Source organism: Thermophagus xiamenensis (genome assembly GCF_900112795.1).
GTDB lineage: Bacteria > Bacteroidota > Bacteroidia > Bacteroidales > Marinilabiliaceae > Thermophagus > Thermophagus xiamenensis.
Genome location: NZ_FONA01000002.1, coordinates 101,153 through 127,155, shown reverse-complemented (window position 1 = coordinate 127,155; position 26,003 = coordinate 101,153). Strand labels below are relative to the sequence as shown.

Annotated in this window: 19 protein-coding genes; 16 read left to right on the top strand and 3 right to left on the bottom strand. The window is 38.8% G+C overall.

Going from position 1 to position 26,003, the window contains the following annotated elements; genetic code table 11:
* Positions 1-2: 2 nt before the first annotated feature.
* From BM130_RS01555 to BM130_RS01515, 9 genes are all read left to right on the top strand, one after another.
* The gene (locus tag BM130_RS01555; RefSeq protein ID WP_010527923.1) at positions 3-2,354 is read left to right on the top strand and encodes an exopolysaccharide transport family protein; all 2,352 of its coding nucleotides are present in this window, start codon (positions 3-5) and stop codon (positions 2,352-2,354) included.
* A complete protein-coding gene (locus tag BM130_RS01550) occupies positions 2,338-3,591 on the top strand; it encodes an O-antigen ligase family protein (RefSeq protein WP_010527924.1) in 1,254 nt (417 codons plus the stop codon). The genes BM130_RS01555 and BM130_RS01550 overlap by 17 nt, the downstream gene beginning before the upstream one ends.
* The gene (locus tag BM130_RS01545; RefSeq protein ID WP_029626632.1) at positions 3,566-4,948 is read left to right on the top strand and encodes an MATE family efflux transporter; all 1,383 of its coding nucleotides are present in this window, start codon (positions 3,566-3,568) and stop codon (positions 4,946-4,948) included. The genes BM130_RS01550 and BM130_RS01545 overlap by 26 nt, the downstream gene beginning before the upstream one ends.
* Before the next feature lie 86 nt (positions 4,949-5,034).
* Positions 5,035-6,297, top strand: coding sequence for a glycosyltransferase (locus tag BM130_RS01540; protein ID WP_010527926.1), 1,263 nt, complete (start codon positions 5,035-5,037; stop codon positions 6,295-6,297).
* Complete coding sequence (locus BM130_RS01535) at positions 6,290-7,189, top strand: glycosyltransferase family 2 protein (protein WP_010527927.1); 900 nt, start codon at positions 6,290-6,292, stop codon at positions 7,187-7,189. The genes BM130_RS01540 and BM130_RS01535 overlap by 8 nt, the downstream gene beginning before the upstream one ends.
* 207 nt (positions 7,190-7,396) lie before the next feature.
* On the top strand, positions 7,397-8,518 hold the full coding sequence (locus tag BM130_RS01530; RefSeq protein WP_010527928.1) for a glycosyltransferase family 4 protein: 1,122 nt from the start codon (positions 7,397-7,399) through the stop codon (positions 8,516-8,518).
* A 50-nt stretch (positions 8,519-8,568) separates the two neighbouring features.
* Positions 8,569-9,684 carry a glycosyltransferase family 4 protein gene (locus tag BM130_RS01525; protein WP_237706145.1) on the top strand — a complete coding sequence of 372 codons (1,116 nt, stop codon included), beginning with the start codon at positions 8,569-8,571 and terminating at the stop codon, positions 9,682-9,684.
* Between the two features lie 10 nt (positions 9,685-9,694).
* Positions 9,695-10,762: a glycosyltransferase gene (locus BM130_RS01520; RefSeq protein ID WP_010527930.1), complete on the top strand. Its 1,068-nt coding sequence runs from the start codon at positions 9,695-9,697 to the stop codon at positions 10,760-10,762.
* A gap of 83 nt (positions 10,763-10,845) precedes the next feature.
* Positions 10,846-12,003: a glycosyltransferase family 4 protein gene (locus tag BM130_RS01515; protein WP_010527931.1), complete on the top strand. Its 1,158-nt coding sequence runs from the start codon at positions 10,846-10,848 to the stop codon at positions 12,001-12,003.
* A gap of 12 nt (positions 12,004-12,015) precedes the next feature.
* Here BM130_RS01515 and BM130_RS01510 read toward each other — a convergent pair whose 3' ends face one another.
* From BM130_RS01510 to BM130_RS15335, 3 genes are all read right to left on the bottom strand, one after another.
* The gene (locus BM130_RS01510) at positions 12,016-13,551 is read right to left on the bottom strand and encodes a pectate lyase family protein (RefSeq protein WP_010527932.1); all 1,536 of its coding nucleotides are present in this window, start codon (positions 13,549-13,551) and stop codon (positions 12,016-12,018) included.
* A gap of 770 nt (positions 13,552-14,321) precedes the next feature.
* Positions 14,322-15,041 carry a class I SAM-dependent methyltransferase gene (locus BM130_RS01505; RefSeq protein ID WP_010527933.1) on the bottom strand — a complete coding sequence of 240 codons (720 nt, stop codon included), beginning with the start codon at positions 15,039-15,041 and terminating at the stop codon, positions 14,322-14,324.
* Positions 14,978-15,127 (bottom strand): hypothetical protein, encoded by a 150-nt coding sequence (locus tag BM130_RS15335; RefSeq protein ID WP_157998110.1) that lies wholly within the window; start codon positions 15,125-15,127, stop codon positions 14,978-14,980. Before BM130_RS15335 ends, BM130_RS01505 begins: the two co-directional genes overlap by 64 nt.
* Positions 15,128-15,676: 549 nt before the next feature.
* On the opposite strand from BM130_RS15335, the gene BM130_RS01500 reads away from it, so the two are divergent.
* The 7 genes from BM130_RS01500 to BM130_RS01465 all read left to right on the top strand — a co-directional run bounded on the left by BM130_RS01500 (position 15,677) and on the right by BM130_RS01465 (position 25,932).
* Positions 15,677-16,510, top strand: a complete 834-nt coding sequence (locus tag BM130_RS01500; RefSeq protein ID WP_029626633.1) for a hypothetical protein — start codon at positions 15,677-15,679, stop codon at positions 16,508-16,510.
* A gap of 848 nt (positions 16,511-17,358) precedes the next feature.
* The gene (locus BM130_RS01490) at positions 17,359-19,140 is read left to right on the top strand and encodes a DapH/DapD/GlmU-related protein (RefSeq protein WP_010527936.1); all 1,782 of its coding nucleotides are present in this window, start codon (positions 17,359-17,361) and stop codon (positions 19,138-19,140) included.
* Between the two features lie 258 nt (positions 19,141-19,398).
* Positions 19,399-19,641 carry an acyl carrier protein gene (locus BM130_RS01485; protein WP_010527937.1) on the top strand — a complete coding sequence of 81 codons (243 nt, stop codon included), beginning with the start codon at positions 19,399-19,401 and terminating at the stop codon, positions 19,639-19,641.
* A gap of 2 nt (positions 19,642-19,643) precedes the next feature.
* Positions 19,644-21,623, top strand: a complete 1,980-nt coding sequence (asnB, locus tag BM130_RS01480) for an asparagine synthase (glutamine-hydrolyzing) (RefSeq protein WP_010527938.1) — start codon at positions 19,644-19,646, stop codon at positions 21,621-21,623.
* Positions 21,624-21,976: 353 nt separating this feature from the next.
* Positions 21,977-22,966 carry an NAD(+) synthase gene (nadE, locus tag BM130_RS01475; protein ID WP_010527939.1) on the top strand — a complete coding sequence of 330 codons (990 nt, stop codon included), beginning with the start codon at positions 21,977-21,979 and terminating at the stop codon, positions 22,964-22,966.
* 88 nt (positions 22,967-23,054) lie between these two features.
* Positions 23,055-24,524 (top strand): class I adenylate-forming enzyme family protein, encoded by a 1,470-nt coding sequence (locus tag BM130_RS01470; RefSeq protein ID WP_237706146.1) that lies wholly within the window; start codon positions 23,055-23,057, stop codon positions 24,522-24,524.
* A 271-nt stretch (positions 24,525-24,795) separates the two neighbouring features.
* Positions 24,796-25,932, top strand: a complete 1,137-nt coding sequence (locus BM130_RS01465) for a sugar transferase (RefSeq protein ID WP_010527941.1) — start codon at positions 24,796-24,798, stop codon at positions 25,930-25,932.
* Positions 25,933-26,003: the final 71 nt, after the last annotated feature.

Sequence of the window (26,003 nt, the reverse complement as noted above, 5' to 3'; positions counted from 1 at the left end):
TTATGATTCAAAAAAATCATGTTTCGGATGACGTTCGAAATGTAACTCGTCGCCTGTTAAAATATTGGAAACTTTATCCTGTCTTTTTGGTGCTCTTTGTTGGGTTATCATTTGTTTATATAAAAACCCAACCCCGAATCCATGAAATGAGTGCAAAACTTGTTGTGCATGTTCGGGAGAGAGGTGTACAGGACCCTACCGCTTTTATTCCCGGTTCCGAATTATTTGCCGGACGTAATAACTTTGAGAATAGTTTGCTTACCATTCAGGCCTCGCCCATTATTCGTGAAGCTGTTACCAAGTTTAATAGCCGGATAGAATATTACAAATCTACTTTTTTTAATGATGTTGAATTATATAATGCCAGCCCGTTTAATGTAGTCATGGATGGCTCTTTCCCTCAGTTAGTTGGAGTATCGTACAATCTGGAGGTTCTGTCGCCTGAACGTTTTCGCCTTACCATTCAAAAAGGGAGCGGAGGTGTTTACGATTTTATCAATCAGGTTTTTACGCGCAGAGTTGAAGGATTGGACTTTTCTGTGTTAGGAGAGTTTGGAAAGCCGTTGGAAAGTGATTTTTTTAAGTTTACAATATTTTGGGAAGATGAATCAGTTCCGGAAGAGGACAATCTTTTTAAGTTCCGTATTCTTACAGATGATCAATTAGTTGCAGCCTATAAAAGCCGGTTGACTCTTGAACCCGCCAATCTCAATGGAACGGTGATAAACGTCAGATACAGAACCGGTAATTCCAAAAAAGGAATGGATTTTCTGGAAGCTTTCCTGGAAACGGTTATCGAAAACAACTTAGAACGAAAAAATCATATTGCTAACTCAACAATAGAATATATCGATCAATTATTGGAATCGGTATCCGATTCATTGAAACGTGCAGAACAAACTCTTCAACGATATCAGTCGGCCCGTGATGTGATGGATGTAAGTCAAAGTGCAGAAAGATTGTATAATGAACTTTCTCGTGTTCGTGATCAAAAACAAGAATTTGAATCCAGGGTTGATTATCTTCGATACCTTTCGGAGCAAATTTCAAAGGATGATAATTATACTGAATATTCCATGTCGGCCGTAATGGCTTTGAATAATAATTCTTTAAGTATTCTCATGGAAGAATATATCAGTTTGGTTGGGCAGCGAACCCGTTTAATTGAGAATAATCAAACGAAGAGCCCCCTCTTGAGTCAGGTAGAAGCCAGAATTAGTAATTTAAGAAAAACCATTCGTGAAAATGTCAGATATTCTTTGAATATTGCTGAGCAAGATTTGCGTAAAACCGAAACACGCCTGGCACAAATTGATGAACAAATACGCCAATTGCCCGAGACACAGCGAAACCTTCAAACTTTTAGCCGTGACTTCCGATTAAATGATGAAACCTATACCTATTTGATGCAGAAAAAAGCAGAGGCTCAGATTGCGAGGGCTTCCAACTTACCCGACTATGAAGTATTTGATCCCCCGTCATACGCGCAACTGGTGAGTCCTAAGTCCAATAAAATTACCGGCTTTGCCGTATTCCTGGCCTTGTTGTCTGCTACTGTTCTTGCATTGGCATATGACAATATTTTTGGAAAAGTTAAAGATGAGAAAGATTTTTTAGACTTGGATGATGATGTCCGTTTCCTGGGCGAAATACTTCATACAAGATCGATAAAGAAATTAATGGGTGAAAATCAGTTTTCATCGCAAGCCGAATCCATTCGAACGCTTAGAAGTAACCTTTTGGCTTTTTGTAAAGATGGAATCCCTCAGACTAAATCATCGGAACTTATTTTGATAACATCATCGGTACAGGGCGAAGGAAAAACCTTTACCTCTTATTTCCTGGCGCGTTTTTTAGCCAGGTTAAATCGCCCTACTTTATTAATTGAATTGGATCTTAGACGGCCACGATTAATTTCTGCTTATGCCCCTGAATTGAATCATAAACCCGGTTTGGTAGATTATGTCCATGGAGAAGCAGATTTGAAGAGCATAATCTATCCTTCCGCGGAAGAAAATTTTTATCTTATTCCATCTGACAAAATTCCACCCAATCCCAGTGAAATACTTGAATCGGAAAAATTCAGGGAAATGTTGGAAGAGGTTAAATCTCATTTTGATTTTGTAATACTCGATTCGGCCCCCTTAATTGTGGCAGATACAAGATCGACCATCCCCTTGGCTGATGTGGTATTGATGGTAACCCGTGCAGGCTATACCCCACTTAATGTTATGAAAAAAACGCTTCAAAATATGAAGGAGTTTAAAGCCAGAAAAGTTGGTCTTGTTTTGAATGATGTATCCATGGGATTGAATCGTAGGTATTACAATTATAAATATGGTTACAGAAAATAAACGGGTTTATTCATTTGGCTTCTGGGCTCACTGGTATTTTATAGCACTTGTGCTTTCGCCTCTGATTTGTTATCTGGATTATATGACCATAAATCAGGGTTTTGAAAGGATTTATGGAAGCACTATAGTGTTGTTTGCTGTGTTACTGTTGTTGGCCAGAGGAACTCAGAATGTGGTTTTTCGGTATTATTTACCGGCAGGCATTATTCTGGCCATTTATTTTATGATATGGGATTTGGTTCTGTGGCAGGATGTTATTGCAAGAAAAGGAATATTTTATGAATTCTTCCTGAATCGGACACTGCAAACGGTAGCAGTACTCTTTGTGGTAGATAACCTTATTTTTTCTCATCGGCTGATAGATACTTTAGTGCGGCTGATGAAAGGGTTAATTGTGTTAGGAGTAGTGGTGTCGTTTATTCAAGTGGTTTATGACCCGTTTTTTTTTACCCCTGATCATTTTCGGGAATCCATGTTACATTACGATTGGGGTTCAAACGTGCTTCAAGTAAGGCGATTATCTGTTTTTGGATTTACCGATGTTAATGATGTGGGTTTGTCATTTTTGCCCATAGTTGCTTTGGTAACGGGTTATGAGGTAAAAGAAAAGAATCGGATACCGGTTTTATATCTGGTATTAAGTTTTTTTATAGTAGTTGTAAATAATTCGCGGTATATTCAATTGGGATTTTTTATCGCGGCAGCTCCCGCACTGTTTTATCAGAAAAAGATTATCCGCAATGCCATTGTGGCAATCCTGGGCTTTGCCGTACTAATTGTTTTGATGGGAGTAGTCCTTCAACTGGTCGGATATGATGTTTCGAGGTATATTGAAGAAAGATTACTGGATGAAGCGGGTGGTAATACACGGATTCTGGCTTTTGAAGTTTTTAAACAATTTTTCCCGGAGAATCCGTTTTTTGGTACCGGTCAGCATTTAACTGAAGATGTGATTATAGCCATTGCCAACCGGTCGTCTCAAATTCATGTGGGTTACTTGTCTCATTTGTTTTCCTATGGCATCGTTGGCACTTTTCTGGCCTTTCTGTTCTGGGGTCTGGTAACGGCAAGGTTGTGGAGGGTGGCAAAAAAAACAGGATTTTACGGAAGTTTTTTTGGTTTCATGGTGTTTTTGTGGGCTAACGTTACCATGGTTTACTACTGGATATTTACGTTTGGCCTCATATTGTGTTACTTGTTTGCATCCTATTATGACTCAAAAGAAGAATCTGCTTAATACACTTCAAAAACGATTTTTTAAGTCGAACACCAAGAGAGGTGAAGGCCTGAGAAAAAATATAATGGGCTTGTTGGCTCTCAGGGGTGTTGCCGTAGGTATCAGTTATTTGCGATTTCCGGTAACGCTGAGATTCCTCGGTGCCGAGCTACACGGTGTTTGGCTTACCGTTGGTGGCATAATTAATTGGTTTGGCTTTTTCAATGTTGGGCTGGGAACCGGGTTACGCAACAAACTGGCCGAAGCTCTTGCCCGTAAAGATACAAAGCTGGCACGAATTTATGTGAGTTCCACTTATGCCATAATTAGTATTATCAGTTTTATTATGCTTGTAATGCTGATAATAAGTGCCTTTACGCTTGATTGGCCCAAAATTGTTGCTGTTTCCGAAAGTTACGAAGGCATGTTGGTGGCTACATTGTTGATAGTATTTACCTTTTTTGCCTTTCGGTTTGTGTTGAAATTAATCGGAATAGTACTGGTGGCAGACCAGCGCCCGGCTCTAAGTCAGATGTTACAAACCATATCGAGTGTCATCTTTTTTATAGGGATATGGCTTGCGCTTAAGTACAGGATAATGTATGGCAATTTGGTTGTAGTGGGGGTCTTATCCAGTGGTTCTGTCCTTTTGGTGTTGGTAGTGGCGTCGGTTATATTGTTTTCCGGACGTTATAAAAATATCCGGCCATCAATAAAATATATTGATTTACATGAGTTTAAAAGTCTTGCATCTGTCGGTATTCAGTTTTTTGTTGTTCAGATTTCGGTGATTATTATGTTTTCAACCGACAACATCATAATATCACAGATATCTGGCCCGTCGGATGTGGTACCCTATAACGTTGCACGAAAGTATTTCGGGATAACGGAAATGCTGTTTATGATTGTTTTAGAACCTTTTTGGTCGGCATTTACCCAGGCTTTTGTAAAAAAAGAATTTCGATGGATTCGAAAATCCATCAACAAATTGGTGGTATTATGGGGAATTTCTGTGGGTGTGAGTTTGATAATGCTGGCTTTGTCGGGGTGGGTATACCGAATTTGGATAGGAGAATTAGTGGTGGTGCCTGTTCGTCTTTCGGTTTTAATGATGCTCTTTTTTACCATAAAAACCTGGAATAATGTTTTTGTATATCTGATAAACGGAGTTGGAAAAATCCGATTGCAACTTTACATGTCTATTGTAATTGCATTAATAAACATTCCTCTTTCAGTGTTTTTTGCTAAAAATCTTGGAATGGGTTCCGGCGGAGTTATTTTAGGTACCATTGCTTGCCTCGCCTTTGGTGCGGTATTGCACCCAATTCAATATAAGAAGATTATTAACGGTACGGCCCGTGGTATCTGGAATAAATAAAATGCATGCCGGGATATCCTGTAAGCTTTGATAAAAAAGCGAAATGGGTATTGAAGAATTAAATTAAAAACTAAAACAACCATGTAATGCATGTAGTATTTTTAAACACCAATCAAACCAAAGGCGGTGCTGCCATTGCAGCTCGCCGATATTTTAATGCTTTCCGAATGGCCGGGGGAAATTCAACTTTTGCTTCGCTAAATGTTGAACAACCAGGTGAAGGGGTGGTGAGTTTAAAACATCCCTATCCTGTTCGTAAGTTGGTGAAGTATCTTTTTAAAAAGGAAAGGAAGAAAATAGCCCAAAGAGTGATACCCGGCGAAGGATATTGGTCTGTATCGCTTTCCCCTCGTTTTCAATATCAAAAAATTAAACGTTTAAAGCCTGACCTGGTGTGCCTCAATTGGGTTAACGACGATTTTTTGTCGGTAAAGGATATTGGTAAATTTAATGTTCCCGTGGTATGGATCTTTCATGATTTATGGGCCGTCACCGGTGGGTGTCATTATCCGGGTAATTGTACCGGCTTTCAAACAGGGTGTGGCAATTGTCCCAAATTAAAGTTTCCCCAAAATCATGATTGGAGTCGTTATTTGTGGCGGAGAAAATATGAAAACTGGAAAAATCTGGATATAACCATTTTATGTCCGAGCAACTGGATGGCACAAATGGTTAAAAAAAGCCGGATGTTTGGAAATAAAAGAATTGAGGTGTTGCCATATGGTGTTGAACCGGAGATATTTAAACCGATGCCCTCAGAAAAACTTCGGGCATCACTAGGAATAAATCCTCATCAAAAGGTATTACTTTTTGGAGCGGTCAAATCTTTGCGGGATACAAGGAAAGGAGCTCATTTATTGGTAGATGCACTGGCTCAACTTCAAGGAAGAATTCCTGCCGATGATTTGGTTTTTCTCGTTTTTGGCGCCAAAGAATCTCCCTTGCTCGAAAAAATTCCTTTTCGTGTAATAAATCTTGGTTTTATTCGGGAGAAAAAAGAGTTGGCTCAATATTATGCTGCCAGTACTGCTTTTGTTTTGCCTTCATTAGAAGATAATCTGCCCAATACTGTGTTAGAGTCCTTGGCCTGCGGAACGCCTGTGGTGGCTTTTAACATTGGTGGAATATCTGATATGATAGAACATGAAAAAAACGGGTTGCTGGTTGAGGAGACCAATGTTAACCTTTTGGCCAATGCGCTGGAACGGATGGTAAAAATGCCTGAAGAACAATATCAGAAAATGCAGAATGCTGCCATTGAAAAAATAAACACAGAATTTTCTCCTCAGATTGTTGGGGCAAAACTCAACCAAATTTTTCAATCTATTAGTCAAAGTCATTATGAGTAATAACTATCTTCCAAAAGTATCGATCGTTACCCCTTCTTATAATCAGGCAGAATTTCTGGAAGAAACCATTCTATCTGTCCTGAATCAAACTTATCCAAATATTGAATACATCATAGTAGATGGCGGTTCGACGGATGGGAGTGTGGAGATTATTAAAAAATATGAAGACCGTTTGGCATGGTGGGTTAGTGAGCCCGACAATGGACAAAGCGATGCCATTAACAAGGGGTTTATGCACGCAACAGGTGATATTTATAATTGGATTAATTCCGATGATCTATTATGTCCCGGTGCGGTGGAGATGGCTGTCCATTTTCTGGAAAAATTAAAGGATAGCTGCCAAATGGTGTTTGGAGACCGACTTATCATTGATCAAAATTCAAATATTATTGATATATATGAAGCCCCGTCCTTTTCGATGAAATTTCCTCCTATGCTTACCAAACTTCCTCAGGAGTCCGCCTTTTTTACTGCTGAGCTTTGGAAAAAAGTCAATGGCTTGGATGTTTCACTACATTATGTTATGGATACCGATTTATGGTATCGCTTTTTAAAACATACCTTCTTCTTCCATATTCCGGTTTTCATGGGAAAGTACCGAAAACATGATGACTCGAAATCGGTTTTTGGGATGGGGAGCAGCCAAAATTTAAATAAAAGAGCTTTGGAAGAATTTAAATTCTTACAAGACCATTATGGTAATTTTTTAACACGCAGTAATAGAACTAAAAAGATAATGCGATTGGTTAGTCAGCTGAGACTTGTTTATCAAAAAAATAAGCGAGAGCGACGTTTGTTGAAAGAAGAAGCATTAAACGCTTTTTATCGTGGGTTTCCACAAAAAATCAATCAACAATGTTGTTCGTCCTTTAAAAGATTGAGACAAACATGACCGGGAGGGTTTGGCACAACAAGAATATATAAAAAACATAGACATATGGCGCACAGACAGGAGGCAGAAGAAGTGTCTGTAGGTTAGTCAAAAGTGTCTGGTTTTATTACCTCTAAGGAGTAATGATTAATTATTAAAACAGATTTTAAGTTCTGCTATACCAATGAGTTAAGTTAATATTATGCGAATAAAAAATAGAAATAAAAAATGAGAATATTATATATAGCCGAAGCCCGATTGCCTAATCAAAGGGCCAATAGTATTCATGTGATGCGGATGTGTCGTTCCATGGCGTTACTGGGCCATCAGGTGAGATTGCTGGCCTTTAAGCATTCGACCTTCCGAAATAAAGCTGATGTTTATAAATATTATGGTGTTGACCCGATTTTTGATATTAAGCTGATAAAATCGCCCGGAACGGGCCGTCTTTCTTCTTTTTGGCTGGGGTTAATGTCGTGGTTCGAAGTGCTTCGTACACGGCCCGATTTGGTTTATTCCAGATCGCTAATAGCCGCCTATCTGGCGCCGGCCAAACGTGGAAATTTGGTATTTGAGTCGCATTCCTTCCTTCTTCGGTTGGTTTACAAATGGCAAAAAACTTTTTTTCGGTCGATTCTTGCAAAAAAATCATTGAATGGGGTCGTCGTTATATCCGATGCTTTGAAACAGCTATATGTTGATTCCGGCATACAACCCGATGTGTTCTTTGTTGCCCATGACGGGGCCGATGAGTGCTCGCTCAAAGAAACGGCACAATTGCAGGGCGATTATCCAGTAAATGTTGGATATTTTGGCAGCATTTACAATGGTCGAGGAATAGAAAAAATTATTGCCATGGCTTTAGCCCGCCCAAAGGTGGGGTTTCATCTTTTTGGTGCTCATGAATCTGATATGGGACATTTTGATAAGATTCCTCATAATTTCCATTTTTATGGATTCATTACTCCTTCACAAGTTTATAAATATAGGAATTCATGTGATATACTTTTGGCACCGTACCAAAAAGAAGTGTTTGTTTCCACCAAGCAAACCTATTCTACAAGCCTCTACATGTCGCCCCTGAAAATTTTTGAATATATGTCTTCAGGCAAAGCCATTATGGTAAGCGATATGCCGGTACTTCGCGAAATTTTCGATGACCAGAATGCCGTTTTGGTACCCCCTGAAGATGAGAAGGCCTGGATTGCCGGCCTTGATAAACTTGTCGATGATGAGGCTTTTCGTGAATCTATAGGGCGCAATGCTTTGAAAAAGTTTCTGGAACATTATACCTGGGACATTCGGGCCAAAAGAATATTATCGTGGATTGAAAATCGGTCTAATAAATAGCCGAAGCAATTGAAAACTCTTAAATGTTAAGAAATAAAAGAGATAAAGTTATGATACGAATAATGATGGTCATCGAGAGTTTACGCGACGGAGGGAAACAACGCCAGGTGGAGGAGTTGGTGCGAGTACTTGCTTTAAAAGAGGGGTATGTAATAGCTGTCGTAATATTAAAGGATGAAATTCACTTTGACCGAATGCTGCATTTGCCCAATGTGGAGATTATCCATTTAAAACGAAGTTTTAAACAAGATCCTTCGGTTTTTAGAAGTTTTTATTTGCAAGCGCGTAAATTTAAGCCCGATTTAATCCATAGTTGGGGTGGCTTACCTTCTTTAGTATCATTGCCTTATGTTATTTTGACGGGAACTCCTTTGGTTAATGAAATGGTACAAAACTCCAGACTTCCCTTCTTATCCAAGTCATGGATCAGAGCTAAATTATCTTTTATGTTTTCAACCGTGATTATAGGAAATTCAAGAATTGGGCTTAAGGTTTATAAAGTTCCTTCAAAAAAAGCGGTTTTGATACGTAATGGGATGAATACCGACAGAATTCATGATTTAAGAGATGAGAAGGAAGTGAGGGAACATTACGATTTACCTTATGATTTCAAAGTGGTGGGCATGGTGGCCACTATCGACTGGAGAAAAAATTTCCGGATGTTTATTCGTGCGGCACTGGCTTTACTTGAAGTCCGCCGGGACGTGGTGTTTTTTATTGTTGGTGACGGGGAAGACCGGAAAGAAATTGAAGATATGGTGCCGGAAAATTTTAAGAAATCCAATTTTGTTTTTACCGGAAGAATTAACAATGTAGAGGAGGTCATTAACATTTTTAATGTAGCGGTATTGGCATCGTATGGCGAAGGAACATCCAATAGCATCCTGGAGTACATGATGTTAAAAAAGCCGGTGGTTGCAACCGATGTTTATGGCATTAATGAGGTTGTTAAACATGGCACTAATGGTTATTTGGTGCCTCAGGATGACCATATGGCAATGAAAGATAAAATAAACGAACTGTTAAACAATTCGGTTTTATCTCAAAAGATGGGAGAGAACGGTTATCAATTTGTTATCAACGAATGCTCTATTGAAAAGATGGTGTCGCTTCACGAAAAATTATTCGGCGAGGTTATAAAAAAACGAATGCCGAACAACGGTTAAAAGTAATTGTATGCATATAATAGTTTTTATTCGCGAATTGAGTCTGGGAGGTGCCGAGAAACAAAGCTTGCTTTTAACACAAGGCCTGAAGCAGCATTATCCTGTTAACTTAATGGTTTGGAGCAACAAAACCATTGCCCCCCGGTTCGCCGATTATATTGAAAGAAACCAATTGCCTGTAATTTTCCTGGAAGGAAATGCCTTTAGTAAAATTCGTTTCATGTATCGCTTTTTCAGGAAAAATAAGGTTTCTCATTTATTTAACTTTTTATTGTTAAACAATTTCATCGGGGGCATGGTTGCCCGATTATGCGGAGTTCCCAATATTTACGGAGGTATTCGGAATTGTGAAATTTCCTCTTCTAAACTCTTTTTGCAGAGAGTGTTGCATAATTTTGTTTCGCATAAAACAATTTTTAATAATCGTTCCGGTGCCAACAATTTTAAAAATAAAGGTTTTTCAGAGAAAAAAATAGTGGTCATTCATAACGGGATTGAAGACGATCACTACAATGCTTCTACCGCCCCGAAAAGAAAGGGTGAAGATTTTGTCATTTTTACCGCTGCTCGTTTTTTGCCGCAAAAAGACCATTACACCGCATTAAAAGCCATGGTAATATTAAAAGCCAGGGGAGTTCGTTTCAAATATAAGCTGGCCGGTTATGGTGTACAAGAGACCCTCTTGTTACAATGGGTTAAAGATTTAAACCTTGAAGATAGCGTTGAAATATTAATTGCCCCGCCCAATTTAATGGAATTGTACCGGCAGGCAGATATTTATTTAAGCTGTTCTTTGAAAGAGGGATTATCTAATTCCATCCTGGAGGCGATGAATGCTTCGCTACCTGTTGTGGCTACCGATGTGGGCGACAACCGATATCTTGTGAAATCAGGATACAACGGCCGTTTGGTCACAGTCGGTGATTTTGAGTCTGTTGCCAATGAGATTGAAGCATTAATAAAGGCACCCGAAACTATGGCTGTGATGGGTAAACGAAGCAAGGATATGGTGAATGAAAATTTTTCGAATAAAGCATTTGTAAAAAAATACCTTGAATTGATTGAAAAACACCGGTAAATATAATTTATCTCATGATGGCGTGTTGCTTTAAGTTTTATCGCCGTATACTTAATACTTAAACTCGCCAAAAATCTACAATGATGAACCAACAAAACCAAAAGCCTAAAGTGGCTATTATAGGATTAAAAGGCTTACCTGCTTTTGGCGGTTCGGCCAGAGCCGGAGAAAATATGATGCGTTTTCTGAAGGACCATTACGATTTTACTGTATTCAACACATCTACCCATACGAAACGGAAAACCGGCGTTTATGATGGTATAAAGCAGGTTGTTTTTAAGCAATTCTTTATTAAATCGATGAACACTTTCTGGTATTATCTGTGTTCCCTGTTCTATTGCCTGGTAAAAAAATATGATGTGGTTCACGTCTTCCATGTCGATGCGGCTTTTATCATTCCCATTTTACGGATAAGAAACAGAGTGATAGCAGGCCATCGCGCGCGCCCCCAATTGGCGGATAAATGGAATCCGTTGGTAAAGAAATATTTTACTTTTATGGAATGGCTGTTTTTCCATTGGCCGGCAGATGTTTTAACTTCGGTTAGTCGTCCTGTGGTTGAAGAATTTCAGCCGCATACCAAACGCAAAATTTGTTATGTCCCTAATGGCATCATTATGCCCGATATGGATGCATTGCCTCATATTGATGAAAGTTCTTATGTGCTTTTTGCTTCCGGTCGGATTATTAAACTCAAAGGATGTCACGTTTTGTTGGAAGCATTGAAAAAAATGAAATACCGGGGACGGGTTATCATTATCGGTAACAGAACTCATAATTTAGCCTATACCGGCGAAATTGAAAAACTGGCCGAAGGACTTAACGTTAAGTTTATGGACCTTATTACCGACAAAAATCTTTTAATGGCCTATTTAAAAAATGCCAAAGTTTTTGTTTTTCCCAGTTTTCATGAAGGCATGTCTAATATGTTGTTGGAGGCCGGTTCGATGAAGGTCCCAATAATATGCAGCGATATTCCTGAAAACCAACAGGTATTTGATTCTGATGAAGTTATCTTTTTTGAAAAAGGGAACAGTTTGGACCTGGCTAATAAATTGGAATGGGTATTTAATAACCCTGAAGAAGCGGCCCGTTATGCCGACAGGGCTTTTGACCGGTTAATGCGAGACTATAATTGGGAAAATTTATCATTGGTTTATCATGAGTTGTATCAGTGGTTAATAAACAAAAAAAGACCCCTGAATAATGATGATACATTATCAGAGGCCTTTCTTAAATAATGAAGTTTTTTATTAGAAATCTCCTGCTAATTCACTTAAGTACATTTCAATGTTTTGGTAATAACTTGAAAGTGTATATTCATAAGCATCGTCGGCAGAATTGGGATCAAGATTATTGGCAATTTCCCATTTGTCCGGCATTCCGTCATTGTCCGAATCTTCCGGTACATCACTGGTATATTGAGCGGGATATCCACCTACATCCGACGGTGAATCAATGATACGTCCTGTGTATGTTCTGGCTTCGTTAATTATTCTTTCGTCCACCTCGTCCAATATGGGCTTTCTGGCTCCGGCATTAGCCAATACATAGTCGGCAACGTCATCAATATCATCCTTAATAGTTGAATAGGTATCTCTCCATCCTGATGGTGGAGTATCCAGCAACCACCATGTGAAATAATCGGGATTTGAATTCAGATCATTGTCTCTGTTTTTCATGTTTTCGAGCGTCCCATTTTCGTCCAGATAATTATTGTCTATGTAGAAGGTAGTTCCATCTGCCAGGCGACGGAAGTTTCTTTCGGAATAGAGCGGCCAATCATTACTTTCGCTGTCTTTACGATAAACATTTCCATAAATAACCGCATTTTGAATTGGGTCATCATCAACAAACATCTGGGTATGTGTACCCCAGCCGGTTCTGTCGCCTCCCCAGCCATAAATAAGGTTGTTTATCAGATGAACATTTCGGCTATTGCTCGAAATTAACGGGTTGCGTCCTCTGTTATGGGCAAAAAGATTGTTGATCATGGAAATATTATCCAATTGATTAAGCATTAACAATCCTTTTGAGTGTTCGCCTTCATTGTGAAGACTGTTAGAAAGGCCTTCCGCAATAATACAATTTTGCATGGTTATATTATTGGTTCCGGTTGAGAATGTCAGGTTTTCATCAATACCCCAGGTAAATGTCATATGGTCCAGTACAATATTGTGACAGTTTCTGTTTGGGTAAATGTAGAACGCATCACGCAGTGTTCCTTCTAAGTATTCGGGATTGGTGTCATCACCGGGTCGGATGCGTAGGTGTCTGATAATTACTTCATAAGTTTCGATTTGGAAACCTGCGTTTTTCAGAGTAATCCCGGATCCCGGTGCCGTTTGTCCGGCTATGGTAATATAAGGTTCTTTGATTTTTATATGCCTGTAAAGGTTTATGATTCCGGATACTTTAAAAAGAACTATCCTTGGTCCCGATACTGCTTCACAAGCCTCTCTCAGTGTACCCGGTCCGCTGTTTTCCAATGAAGTGACGTAAACAATTTTACCTCCACGTCCTCCCTGTGCAAATTTTCCGTATCCTTCGGCTGTGGGGAATGCTTTGGTCTCGTTAAATTCCGGTGCAGATGATTGCTGATCCGGAGTAGAATCCTCTTCATCTTCTTTACTGTCGGATCCGTCTGATGTTTCCTCCTCTTCTTGTTGATCTTCATCAACGGTCGTTTCTGTTACTGTCTCCAAGTCCTCTAATGAACAACTTGCATAGACAAATCCCATCATTATCATCAGAGCGATGATAACCTCTTTCATCAATGTTTTCTTCATGGCCTTTTAAATAAATGTTTGATTAATTTAAAACTAGGTTTGAAATCAATACGAAAAACTTTTTAATTTGTTGTTTCGTCAATTAATTTCCATGAAGAAAATTTTTGATAAAAGTATTAGTATATTGAAAATCAGGAAATAAAGAGGTTAATTAATTAATGTTAAAATTTTTTTATCATTAAAATAAGGTTGTTCGTCAAAAAAAGATTGGGAATCATTGAGGAGGATGAACAATAAATAACTGAAGGAGAATAAATTATTCTGAAGACTAAACAAAAATTGATTCGTATAGAGTTTATTCGGGTTATTGGCTGCGAGGAACTGAATTAAATAGTGTACAGGTTTTAGTTTATGGTTATTTGACGTTAGTGTAACCCATGCTAATGACTGCTGACTTTTTACTAATCACTAAAAACTCTTTCTGCCTGTGCACTCCCGTTGTAACAAACTTTCATGGTCATGCTCATTTCATTTTAAGCATTGTCAAATATACCTTTTTTTGTTTGAATTAAGAATTTCAAAGTTTTTCGGTGGCAATTTATTGTGATGAGAGGATAGAGATTTTTAACCCCGGATGGCTGTTTTTGGAAAGGCTATATTGAAACATTTTGTTGGTTATTCCGAAAAGAATTGCCCTTGAAAAACAAGTGTTACCAATAAGCGTATCTTTTCAAATTTCCCATGTCAATTTAATGTCCCTTTCTCAAAATATTTGCGGAAGAGAAAACACTATCTATGTAATAGTGCTGCCAAACAGCCATCAGCCAATTTTATTTTTTTCCGACAATTCTGATGGTAAGAAAGGGTTTGAATATTTTTAACCTTCTTATTTTGAAAGGAAAAATGCTGATAATGGTTTCGGCCAGATAAATTATTCCGTTAGGTACTTTAAAATATAGGCTTTTTAAACCCCAATAACCGCTTACCGACGAAAAGCCTACCGATAAAAATAATTTTTTCAATTCTGTAAAGGTGTACTCTTTCAAATGAAAACCGGTAGCTTTTTTATCGAAAAATTTGGAAATATCATGTGGTCCATTAATCCTGTTTGGGGTTACACACACATATTGACCATTCGGCGCCAGGGCTTTTACAATATTTTGAAGTTGTTCTTTGGCATCTTCGACATGAAGATGTTCCATCAGTTGATTGCTGTAAATTAAATTAATACTGCCCTCTGGTACAGGAATGCTAATGCCATCCGAGATGACAAGCTGAAAATTTTCAGGTGTAGTTTTATTTTTCGTTATTTCTTTCGAAACATCAACCCCATAAACTTTTTTGGCCTTTTTGCACATTTCGAACGAAAAGAGGCAATCGCCCGGCCCGACTTCAGCTACCGTTGCACCCTTGGTCAGGAATAATTTTATGAATTTAAGCTCTTTAGATAGTCTTTCCAGATTTTTGGCAGGGTCTTGTTTTCGGGTTAACTGCGGATGATGAGGCACTCGTTGGTATAACTCATCGTAAACCGATGAATACAGATGCATTCGTTCTTCCCGGCATTTTTCAATCTGCCGGCCAGTTCTTTTTCTATCTCATATTGCTCTCTCAATTGCTCAATGGTACGTTCCATGTTAGGTCAATTTTAATGGTTATTAATCGAGGTTTCTATTTAATTCATTTTGGCGTGTCGATGAATCACATGATGAGCCATTAATAACCCTTTTAAATGGTTTGGGTTATAGTTTATGTATCGTAAAAAACATTTCACAAATAGTAATAGACACTCATTTCCTTCGGGAAAAAAAACTGACAATTGGATAACCTTGAAATTAAATGAGTTGATGTTTGTAAGGAATGGCCGGCCCTTGTCATAATAATTAAGTCCAATTTAGGAAATTTGATGACCAGTGGGGATTATTTTTTTATAAAGGTGCCGGATAATTCGATAAACCGTATTGACCTTTATCAGGAAAGTCTGTAGATCACTAATGACTGTTGACTAATCACTTTTTTTGCCTTCTTCCTGAGCACTTCTGCCTTTTTAAATATTCTCTTGTGTGACAACCCTAAGTTGTCATGCTCGATTCATCTAAAGATGGTTTGTGTTTGTCAAAATTGAATAGACAATCTACGCGCTCTGGCTTATGTTTGGGGTATGTATAACGTAAATAATGTTGTTATGAAGTATTGGGGTGGAATAATAAGCATTGGGATAATTCTGTTGTTAATGGCGTGTAATCAAAATAGCGACTCTATGGATGAAAAAAAGATTCTGTTTTTGCATCACAGTACCGGTAACACCATTTGGCGTGGTGGTAACGATATTGTTACTAAAGTAAAAGCCAAAATGGGCATGAGGATGGCCGTTGAAAAATGGTTTGCAAAGTATAACAAAACCAATAAGAAGAATTATGTGATATCTGAAAAGGTCTTTCCGAAGAAAGAACCTTATGGTTGGAAGAATTACCCTTTTGATTATTATAACATTTGGGTTAAACATGGCGATGAAGAATATTATCAAGAGGAGCCTACCTTAAAACTGCTTACCCAACAATATGATATGATTATTTTCAAACATTGTTTTCCGGTAAGTCATATTGTCTTTGATGGTGAAGTTGATGTCTATTCGGAACAAAAAATGGTTGAAAACTACAAACTTCAATACCTGGCTTTGAAAAATGAAATGTATAAATATCCTGACACCAAATTCCTCATTTGGACTCCCACGGCGTTAACAGAGCGGGCTACCAACCCCGAATCGGCAATGGCTGCCTCTGATTTTGCAAAATGGGTTATTAATGAATGGGATGAACCCGGTGATAACATCTTTCTTTGGGATTTCAGAGCACTGCAAACCGGAGGCGGAAATTATGTTTTACCTGAAAATGCCGTGAGCGATCGTGATTCTCATCCTTCTCATGCTTTTGCCAAAGCCAATTATCCGCTTTTTTGCCAACGCATCGTCGATGTCCTGGAAGGAAGAGGTGACCAAAAGAGTCTTACCGGCAAGTAAATCCAAAAAGAATTTGTATGATACCGGCTGGCAAAAATGAAACTCTGAGGCAGATGTGCTAAGGCAGTGAAGGCCAATAGGCCATTAGGTCAATAGGCAAATAGGTTAATAGGTAATAGTATATTGAGGGAATTGAAATTGAAAATATAGATAGACTAATTACAATTAACTAATCGCTAATGACTAATCACTAATGACTAAAGTTTAATGCCCTGCCGGTTATAAGTTAAAAAAATAAAGTCGAATGTGTTTTTTTCCTGGTGATAATAAGAATCTGGCGGTGACAATGATTTTTTTTCGGTGAAAGTCAAAATTTGACGGTGAAAATGAAAATTTTTCGGTGAACATGAAAATTTGAAGGGGAATGTCAAAAATTCATGGTGAAAATGAAAATTTCTCGGTGAAAACGAAAATTTTTCGGTGAAAGTCAAAATTTGACGGTGAAAATGAAAATTTTTCGGTGAAAACAAAATTGAACGGCGAAAACAAAGATTTCCGGAAATATCTCCTGTTGGAGTGGATATGTAATTTAGAGGTTTTATCAATACCGAAAGGTTTTCTATAAATTTTATTGTTACACAGTGTTTCACAAAATATACAAAGTGTTGCACAAAGCAACCACAGGGTCGCACAAAGTGAAAATTAGACTTTTTTGATACCCGCCCGGGGGGAAATATAGAGACAGAAGTGCTCAGGAAGAAGACGGAAGAAGTTTTTAGTGATTAGTCATTAGTAATTAGTGATTAGTATTGATTACATAAGATACTAAAGACTAATGACTAACCACTAATGGCTAGCCACCAACTTTAAGTTCCATCCGACCAATGATTTAAGTAAACTTTATACTAATGAAGATATACATCAAATTAATAATTTATTTATCGCATTTAATACCTATCAGTCGTATCCGGATAGCCTTGCTTCGTATTGCAGGGGTAAAGATTGGGAAAAATTGCAGAATATTTAAGGCAGGCTGGGGTTCTGAACCCTATTTAATAGAGTTAGGTGACCATGTGGTGATATCCAACGGCACGCGATTTATTACTCATGATGGGGGTGTGTGGGTTTTTCGGGAGAAATATCCCAGGATTGACCTTTTTGGAAAAATAAAAATAGGCAATAATGTTTGTATAGGCCTAAATGTTATTATACTTCCCAATACACAGATAGGGGATAATTGTATTGTGGCAGCAGGTTCGGTTGTCAAGGGAAAAATACCGGAAAATTCTATTGTTTACGGTAATCCCGCCAAGGTTATTATGCCTTTGTCTATCCAGGAGAGGCTTATTTTAATGAGTAAATTTAAGTTTGAGACTAAAGGAATGTCCTATCGTTCAAAGAAAAAAATTCTGAAATCTTTTTTCGATAAAGCAAAGACCAGGGTAATTTTAGCAGGACTTTTAATCAGTGGATTATTTTCATCCAATCAGGGTTTTAGCCAGAATATCTTTCCCGGTTCACAGGGGATGGGGACCGCCTCGCGGGGTGCCTATGCCGGCGATTCTTTGCCAAAGATTGTGGTGGTTGATAATTTAGACGATTACGGTCCCGGCTCTTTTCGATACGCCGTTACACGTCCTTACCCACGTATTGTGGTGTTCGAGGTGGCAGGAGATATTCATCTCAAGAGACCACTCATTGTTACGCCGCCTTATCTGTATGTTGCAGGTCAAACCTCACCGGGTAAAGGGGTAGCCCTATGGGGACAGCCGTTTGTTGTTTCATCTCACGACGTGTTGATACAGAATATGCGGTTTCGTCTGGGAAGCAAACATGAAGATCAGTCCGATTGTGTTACGGTTCGCGGAACCAACCGCAGGGTGTACAACGTGGTTTTTGACAGATGTTCTTTTGCCTTTGGCTTGGATGAAACGTTAACGGTTATAAATGCCGGGCCGGGAATCACCATTAGCAATTCCATTATCGGCTATTCGCTCAACAAGCTTAACCATTCTTGTGGCTTATTGGTTCTTAATTCATCCGGTGTTAGCCTGATAAGGAATGTGATAGCATTTAATGCCGACCGTAACCCCAGTGTTCGCGGTAACGTTCAAACAATTGAAATCCTTAATAACCTTATTTACAATTCTTCGAATCATGCGGTATATCTTGGAAGCAGAGGCATTCAGAATTTGCCGTTAAGTGTTTTAATTGAAGGTAATTTGTACATAACAGGTGTAAATAACGTTAACCGGTTCTTACTTTCTGTCCATAAGTCTGTGCCCGATTCATTATTGGTTTATTGGTCTGATAATATGACTATTGATGGCGACCAAACTTATGTGGATTATGAATTACAATTGTATGATAAATCGGAGCGTTTCTATCCGTTGCCCGACCGACCTTTCCCCATTTCTGCGGAAGGTTTATGGAAAGCCGGGGAATTGCCTGAGCGGTTGTTAAATGAAGCTGGAGCCTTTGCTTTTAACCGTGATGCGATAGATAGCCTTATTATCGAAAATATTAGAACCGGAAAGGGCAATATTATTGCAGAGGAAGATGAGTTAAAGGTTACATTAACTCTTCCGGTTGAGGAACGCAAGTTTATTATTCCGGACAATCCTCATGAACTAAAATCCAACGGATTTACCCGTCTTGAACTTTTTCTCAATAATCTGCTGCTGAAGTGACTTTATAAGCTTATCCTTAGGTGTTTATATGATGTTTATGCCTTTGTTCTCAAAGGTTTGTATTACTCTTTTCCCGGCAGTACCGGGAAATTCCTTTTTCCTTTAGCCATTGTTTAGATTCATTTCATGTAAATATTACAGCATCCTGACAAATTGAGGTGGATAATCACTGCCGCTTATTATACCTTGTGGACTTATCAATGATTTATTGATGCGCAATTATTAACCCAATTTTTAAGATTAATACTTATGGAGATTATGACAATTAAAAAAGAAGAGATCAAAGCATTTATTGCCGAAACGTCCTTCACCGAAATGGATGAAATAAAAGATGATACCATGCTGTTTGAAGAAGGTATTTTTGACTCAATGGGATTACTGAATCTTATTGCTTTTCTGGAGGAGAATTATGGTATTAAGACAGCAGATACGGATTTGGTGGAGGAAAACTTTCAAAACTTGAATGCCATAGAAAAGTTTGTGGCCTCTAAAATGCAGTAAGTATGTGTGGAATTGCAGGTTTTACCGGTAATACCGGAAGTGTTAAGACGACTAAACGGATTCTGGATAAGATGCTTACCAGAATCCGTTACAGAGGGCCGGATGAAGCCGGAGCCTTTATTTCCAACGATGTTTCATTAGGTAGCGTTAGGTTAAGTATTATCGACATTGCGTCAGGACATCAACCACTGTGCGATGATTCCGGACGCTTCTGGATCACCTTTAATGGTGAAATTTTTAATTATCTGGAATTAAGAAAAGTTTTAGAAAAAAAAGGTTGTCGATTTTCCACAAACAGTGATACTGAGGTTTTGTTGTTGGCTTACAGGGAGTTTGGGTCCAAATGTTTATCTATGCTTAACGGGCAGTTTGCTTTTGCTGTTTGGGATACCAAAGAAAAAAGCCTTTTTTTGGCTCGTGACAGGGTGGGAATCAGACCTTTGTTCTATACACATCAAAATTCACGATTGGTTTTTGCATCGGAGATAAAATCGATTTTCGAATTTCCTGATGTGGTGCGAAAACTCAATTACAATGCGCTAAGACAGACTTTTACTTTTTGGACGGCCTTGTCGCCGCATACCGTTTTCGATGGGATAACTGAACTGCCGCCCGGCCATTTCCTTGAATATAAGCAGCAACAAATAAATGTAGAAAAGTATTGGGAACCCGCCATAAATGGTTTTGATAACCGGTTCAAAGGTTCATTGGATGATGCCGGTGAAGAACTGGGATATTTGCTCAATGATGCCGTGAAACTTCGTTTAAGGGCAGATGTTCCTGTAGGGTCTTATTTGAGCGGAGGGCTCGATTCGGCTGTTATTGCTTCAATTATCAGGCAAAATAGTCCCGAAGGATTGTTACAGACTTTTTCCATCGGTTTTTCTGAAGAAGAATACGATGAGGGGACTTTTCAAAACAAGATGGTTGAACAACTTAAAACACAGCACCACAAAGCTTATTGTGATTCGACCGACATTTCTAAATTTTTCCCGTCAGCGGTTTGGCATTCCGAAACGCCTGTTTTGCGGACGGCACCGGTCCCTATGTTTTTGCTTTCGCGATTGGTACGGCAAAACAACATTAAAGTAGTGATGACTGGTGAAGGAGCCGATGAAATGCTTGGAGGTTATAACTTGTTTAAAGAAATGATGATTCGTCGGTTTTGGGCTAAAGACCCTGATTCTAAATACCGTCCGTTATTGCTTAGCAAACTTTATCCTTATTTGCCACGATTGAGAAAAATGTCGCCTTCCGCACTGAAAATGTTTTTTGGCTATCGATTAAACGATGTCGACTCTGTGATTTATTCTCACCTTTTACGTTGGCATAACACTTCACGGATAACCAAGATGATGGTTCCTGTAGCCGGTGAAGTGCCCGACTTTGTCGAACAACTTGAATCGGAATGGACTCCGTTGCTGGCCGGTAGCAGTTCTCTGGCTAAAGCTCAATATATTGAGACCAGAATATTTATGTCGGGCTATCTGCTTTCATCTCAGGGTGACCGAATGGCCATGGCCAATAGTGTTGAAGGACGATATCCTTTTTTGGATCACCGTGTTATGGAGTTTTGTGCTACCCTTCCGGATGAGTTTAAGTTAAACGGGTTGAAGGAAAAATTTTTACTAAAATACCGTTACAAAAATCAATTGCCCCACGAAGTGGTAACCCGCTCTAAACAAGCTTACCGGGCTCCGCTACATACGCCTTTTCTTAACGAACAAAGTGATGCTTATGTCAGAAATATGCTTTCACCCGAATTGACTCAGGCGGCAGGTGTGTTTCAACCTAAAGCTATTGATTTGCTTTTAAGAAAGTTGACAAGAGAACAAACCTCTTCCGAAGTAGATCAAATGGCCTTAGTGGCAGTACTATCAACCCATTTGTTATGGCAACAATTCATCCGTGATTTCACACCAATATCGGATCATGATGTTTTAAAAACTGAACTGCGGAACGGTGTAACATCATCCTTGTAAAAAATAAAACCACCACAACATGAATACATGTAACAATAAAAAACTGAAGCAAAAGTGCACAGGCCGGATAGACCATTAGGTAATTAGGCCAATAGGTTGTTAGGCCAATAGGTTGTTAGGCTAATAGGATGTTAGGCTAATAGGCTAATAGGCTAATAGGTTATTAGGTTAATAGCCTGTGAGGTTGTGAAATGACTAACCACTAACGACTAAAAACTAACCACTAACATTAAGTAACATTTAAACAATAAGTTAGATTAAATTTATGCGAATGCAGTACTACGAATCTGATAGAGCATTGTAAGAAAATTATTTCAAGTTCGTAAATCCTAAATCAAATATTAAAAATAATTATGAAAAGTTTTACACCTGATATTCTAAGAATAAAAAATCCCGAAGCGTTGACCGATAAAATCTGTCAGAAATTAAAAGAAGATGTGTTCCGGCGTTTTCGAAGGAAAGGGGGTGTGGTAGGAATAAGTGGCGGCATTGATTCCTCGGTAACCTTGGCTTTGGCAGCCCGGGCCTTAGGTTCGGAAAGAGTTGTAGGCGTTTTATTGCCCGAAAAGGATTCAAGTCCCGATAGTAAAGCTCTGGCCTTAAAACTGGCCGATAAATATGGTGTACAAACCGTTGAAGAGAATATCAGCGATGCGCTCAGCGGATTTGGCTGTTACACCCGGCGCGATGAAGCAGTAAAGAGGATTGTTCCCGAATATAATCCTGCTACCGATAAAATGAAGATTGTTATTCCTAAAGAGCTATTGGAACAAAATCTGCCCCCTGTATTTTACGTTACCGTAATTTTTCAGGATGGGAGTGAGATTTCCCGACGCTTGTCGCCTGATGCCTATTTGCAAATTGTAGCAGCCTCCAACTTCAAGCAACGAAGCAGGATGGCCATGCTTTATTATCATGCCGAGGCACGTTATTATGCCGTTATTGGTACGCCTAACAAACATGAAGTGAAACAAGGCTTTTTTGTGAAATTTGGCGACGGAGGAGCTGATATGATGCCTATTGGCAATTTGTATAAGACGCAGGTTTATCAGCTGGCAGAATTTTTGGAAGTACCTCGGGAAATTATTGAACGTACCCCTACTACCGATACTTATACTGCAGAGCAAACGCAGGAAGAATTCTTTTACCAGTTGCCTTTCGAAAAAATGGACTTGTTGTGGTTCGCATGGGAAAACGGTTATCCTGCCGATGAGGTTGCCAAAGTGGTGGAAATGAGTGAAGAAAATGTTAAGAAAAGCTTCGCCAATTTTGAACGTAAACTGAAGACCACCGAATACCTGAGAGCAAAACCGTTGCACGACTATGATTTTTGGAAGCCGTAACGGGTTAAAGCATTCGGTGCTGCACACCATAAACTAATCTTATAGTCCTTGGGGGCTGACGATTTAGTTGATTTATGTAATAATGCAAATGATAAAAATGAACGCTGTCGACTATTTATTTCAGGATACGGCCAATTTGGACAAAATACTATTGATATCCGGTAAAAAACAATACAGTTATCGTGAGGTTTCTGCCAGGGTTATGCAGCTTTCTGAATGGATTGGCCAAAACTTTAAAAAAGGAGAAAAAATTCTATTAATATCACCCAATAATCTTTTTTTTGTTACGGTTTATTTGGCTGTTATGAAGGCGGGTTGTGTGGTGGTTCCTTTAAGTACGGCAATAGAAAAATCAAACCTGGATTTGGTAATTGGAAAAACCGGTGCCTCTCATGCTTTTGTGCATTCATCCTTGAAAATTACAGAAATTGAAGGGGTTGATGTTTTATCTGAAGATTCACCCCTTTTTGATTTTGGTGATGAAAAGTGGCATGGCTATAAATCAGGCCCGGAAATGGATGACCATGATTGTGCTCAGATTATTTTTACATCAGGTTCTACGGCAGTGCCTCGCGGTGTTATGCTTTCTCATGGCAATTTAGTCGCTAATACCGGTTCCATTTTGGAATATCTGGCCCTGGATGGCGACGATATTATGCTTGTTGTTTTGCCTTTTTTCTATTGCTATGGGTTGTCATTGTTACATACCCATATGAAGGTTGGCGGTACATTAGTACTGAATAATAGTTTTATGTTTTTAGGCAGTGTATTACGAGATTTGAATCAATACCGGTGTACCGGTTTTGCCGGTGTACCCAGCCATTTTCAGATTTTACTGCGTAAGTCCGACTCTTTTCGAAAAGGACATTTTCCTCATTTAAGATATGTTACACAAGCCGGAGGTAAATTGCATAATGCCTTTATTCAGGAATTTATTTCACTATTCCCTGAAATTAAGTTTTTTGTGATGTATGGACAAACCGAAGCCACTGCCAGACTCTCTTATTTACCACCGGATAAATTACCCGAAAAAATTGGTTCGGTAGGAAAAGGAATCCCCGGCGTTACCCTTAAAGTTGTGGATGAAAAAGGGGAGATGGTGGCATCGGGACAAACCGGAGAAATTGTTGCCAAAGGTCAAAACATTATGTTAGGTTATTTGGGTGATGATGAGGCTACGCGGCAAACCATTCAAAATGGATGGTTGCATACCGGTGATTTGGGAACCATTGACCGGGAGGGATACATTTATCTAAGTGCAAGAAAAAAGGAAATTATTAAAGTAGGCGGGAAGCGTGTGGGACCCAAAGAAATTGAAGAAGTTATCGTAAGCCTTAAGGGTGTGGTTGATTGTGCCGTAGAAGGGTATGAACATCCCGAATTGGGAGAAGCTATCCGGGCCGTGGTGGTGAAGCAAAGTGGCGCAAACCTCACTAAGAATGATATCCGGGAGGTGTGTGCCCGGAAGTTAGCTTCCTATAAAGTGCCTGCCGATGTGGTTTTTAAAGAGCGTATGGAAACAAGTTTAACCGGTAAAAGAGTTAAAGGGTCACTTTGAATTTTCTCTTTTTTCCTTCATCGGTCAACAGTAACCATTCTTTCCTCAAAATATGCTATTTAGAATTAGTTTTGATTAATAGCTGGTTTTAATGTCTGAATGCACCTATTTCAAGAATTAACGGACTGATTTGTCTTTTTTTTTATGATTCTAGGGTAGTTTTTTAATGTAATGCTTGTTTACATTGTTAGCGCCTTGCTGTAAATTGTTCCCTGCTAAGGAATAATTGATTATTAAGATTTTAAAGAGATATATTAAACTATCATAGGTCATGAAGAACAATGTTGAGCTTTCCCAAGTTGTAGATGAATTATCCGTAAGTGGACAATATGTGTTGGAGGCCCCTCTGGTAAGACCAAATGTTGACCCAAAAAAAGAAGCGATACTGAAAAACATCAGCATTGAGCTTTATGAATTTTTTGTCAATCATTTAGTCCCCGAACGTTACAATGTCAGTATTATTGATACTGTGAAACGAGAGGAAATCAGGCAATTGATTCAAAAGAATACGCGTTCCATAATTAACCTTGGTATGCTGAATAAAGTTCAGTATATCAATAAGTTTTTAATTGAATTAAATTCGTGTATGCCCGATGCAGGCATATTTATTGGTTGTGTGGAACCCTCTAAAAATGTTAAAGAACGGTATCGAAAAAAAATAAAAATTCCCTTCCTTTTTTCCCTCTTTTGGGTGTTCGTGTTTCTTTTTCACAGAGTAATGCCCAAAGTAGCTTATCTTCAAAAAATTTATTTTTTCCTGACCAAGGGGAAATACCGCTATTTAACCATGGGCGAAACTCTTGGAAGGGTTGTGAGCTGTGGGTTTGAAATAATAGAATATAAAGAGATAGAAGGATTACTTTATTTTGCCGTTATAAAAACGGGCGAGCCAACCATGGGGGTACAGCCCAGCTTTGGACCCTTCTTTCCAATGACAAGGATTGGCAAAAATGGGCAAATCATTAAAGTTTATAAGTTACGTACCATGCATCCGTTTGCTGAATTCTTACAGGAATTTGTAACTAAATTAAATGGTTACAACAAAGAAGGAAAACCGGCCAATGACTTCAGAGTTGCCTCATGGGGCAAGTTTTATCGTAAATACTGGATTGACGAGTTGCCTCAGCTAATTAATGTTCTGAAAGGCGATTTGAATATCGTGGGGGTTCGCCCTTTAAGTCGGGCCAGGTTTAATGAATTGCCGGAGGAAGTTCAAAAATTGAGAATCCGGTTCAAACCCGGATGTATTCCACCTTATGTGGCTTTGTTGATGCCCGATGCTGAAGGGAATGTGGAAGCCGAAAGAATCTATCTTTCAGAAAAAATGAAACATCCTATAAGAACCGATATTAAGTATTTCTTTAAGGCGGTTTACAATATTATCACAGGAAAAATAAAAAGTTCCTGAAAATAAACTCATCAGTTTTTTTATTGTGTCAGTTTCCTGTGGTCTCATCTGTTTTTTACTTCTGCCTTTTC

What these genes read in the sequence shown, in the direction of transcription:
- nadE (WP_010527939.1), top strand. Translation starts at nt 21,977, where the DNA reads ATGAAAAGTTTTACACCTGATATTCTAAGAATAAAAAATCCCGAAGCG.
- BM130_RS01515 (WP_010527931.1), top strand. Translation starts at nt 10,846, where the DNA reads ATGAACCAACAAAACCAAAAGCCTAAAGTGGCTATTATAGGATTAAAA.
- BM130_RS01510 (WP_010527932.1), bottom strand. Translation starts at nt 13,551, where the DNA reads ATGAAGAAAACATTGATGAAAGAGGTTATCATCGCTCTGATGATAATG.
- BM130_RS01520 (WP_010527930.1), top strand. Translation starts at nt 9,695, where the DNA reads ATGCATATAATAGTTTTTATTCGCGAATTGAGTCTGGGAGGTGCCGAG.
- asnB (WP_010527938.1), top strand. Translation starts at nt 19,644, where the DNA reads ATGTGTGGAATTGCAGGTTTTACCGGTAATACCGGAAGTGTTAAGACG.
- BM130_RS01525 (WP_237706145.1), top strand. Translation starts at nt 8,569, where the DNA reads ATGATACGAATAATGATGGTCATCGAGAGTTTACGCGACGGAGGGAAA.
- BM130_RS01550 (WP_010527924.1), top strand. Translation starts at nt 2,338, where the DNA reads ATGGTTACAGAAAATAAACGGGTTTATTCATTTGGCTTCTGGGCTCAC.
- BM130_RS01555 (WP_010527923.1), top strand. Translation starts at nt 3, where the DNA reads ATGATTCAAAAAAATCATGTTTCGGATGACGTTCGAAATGTAACTCGT.
- BM130_RS01540 (WP_010527926.1), top strand. Translation starts at nt 5,035, where the DNA reads ATGCATGTAGTATTTTTAAACACCAATCAAACCAAAGGCGGTGCTGCC.
- BM130_RS15335 (WP_157998110.1), bottom strand. Translation starts at nt 15,127, where the DNA reads ATGGAACGTACCATTGAGCAATTGAGAGAGCAATATGAGATAGAAAAA.
- BM130_RS01545 (WP_029626632.1), top strand. Translation starts at nt 3,566, where the DNA reads ATGACTCAAAAGAAGAATCTGCTTAATACACTTCAAAAACGATTTTTT.
- BM130_RS01530 (WP_010527928.1), top strand. Translation starts at nt 7,397, where the DNA reads ATGAGAATATTATATATAGCCGAAGCCCGATTGCCTAATCAAAGGGCC.
- BM130_RS01485 (WP_010527937.1), top strand. Translation starts at nt 19,399, where the DNA reads ATGACAATTAAAAAAGAAGAGATCAAAGCATTTATTGCCGAAACGTCC.
- BM130_RS01465 (WP_010527941.1), top strand. Translation starts at nt 24,796, where the DNA reads ATGAAGAACAATGTTGAGCTTTCCCAAGTTGTAGATGAATTATCCGTA.
- BM130_RS01505 (WP_010527933.1), bottom strand. Translation starts at nt 15,041, where the DNA reads ATGCATCTGTATTCATCGGTTTACGATGAGTTATACCAACGAGTGCCT.
- BM130_RS01500 (WP_029626633.1), top strand. Translation starts at nt 15,677, where the DNA reads ATGAAGTATTGGGGTGGAATAATAAGCATTGGGATAATTCTGTTGTTA.
- BM130_RS01535 (WP_010527927.1), top strand. Translation starts at nt 6,290, where the DNA reads ATGAGTAATAACTATCTTCCAAAAGTATCGATCGTTACCCCTTCTTAT.
- BM130_RS01490 (WP_010527936.1), top strand. Translation starts at nt 17,359, where the DNA reads ATGAAGATATACATCAAATTAATAATTTATTTATCGCATTTAATACCT.
- BM130_RS01470 (WP_237706146.1), top strand. Translation starts at nt 23,055, where the DNA reads ATGATAAAAATGAACGCTGTCGACTATTTATTTCAGGATACGGCCAAT.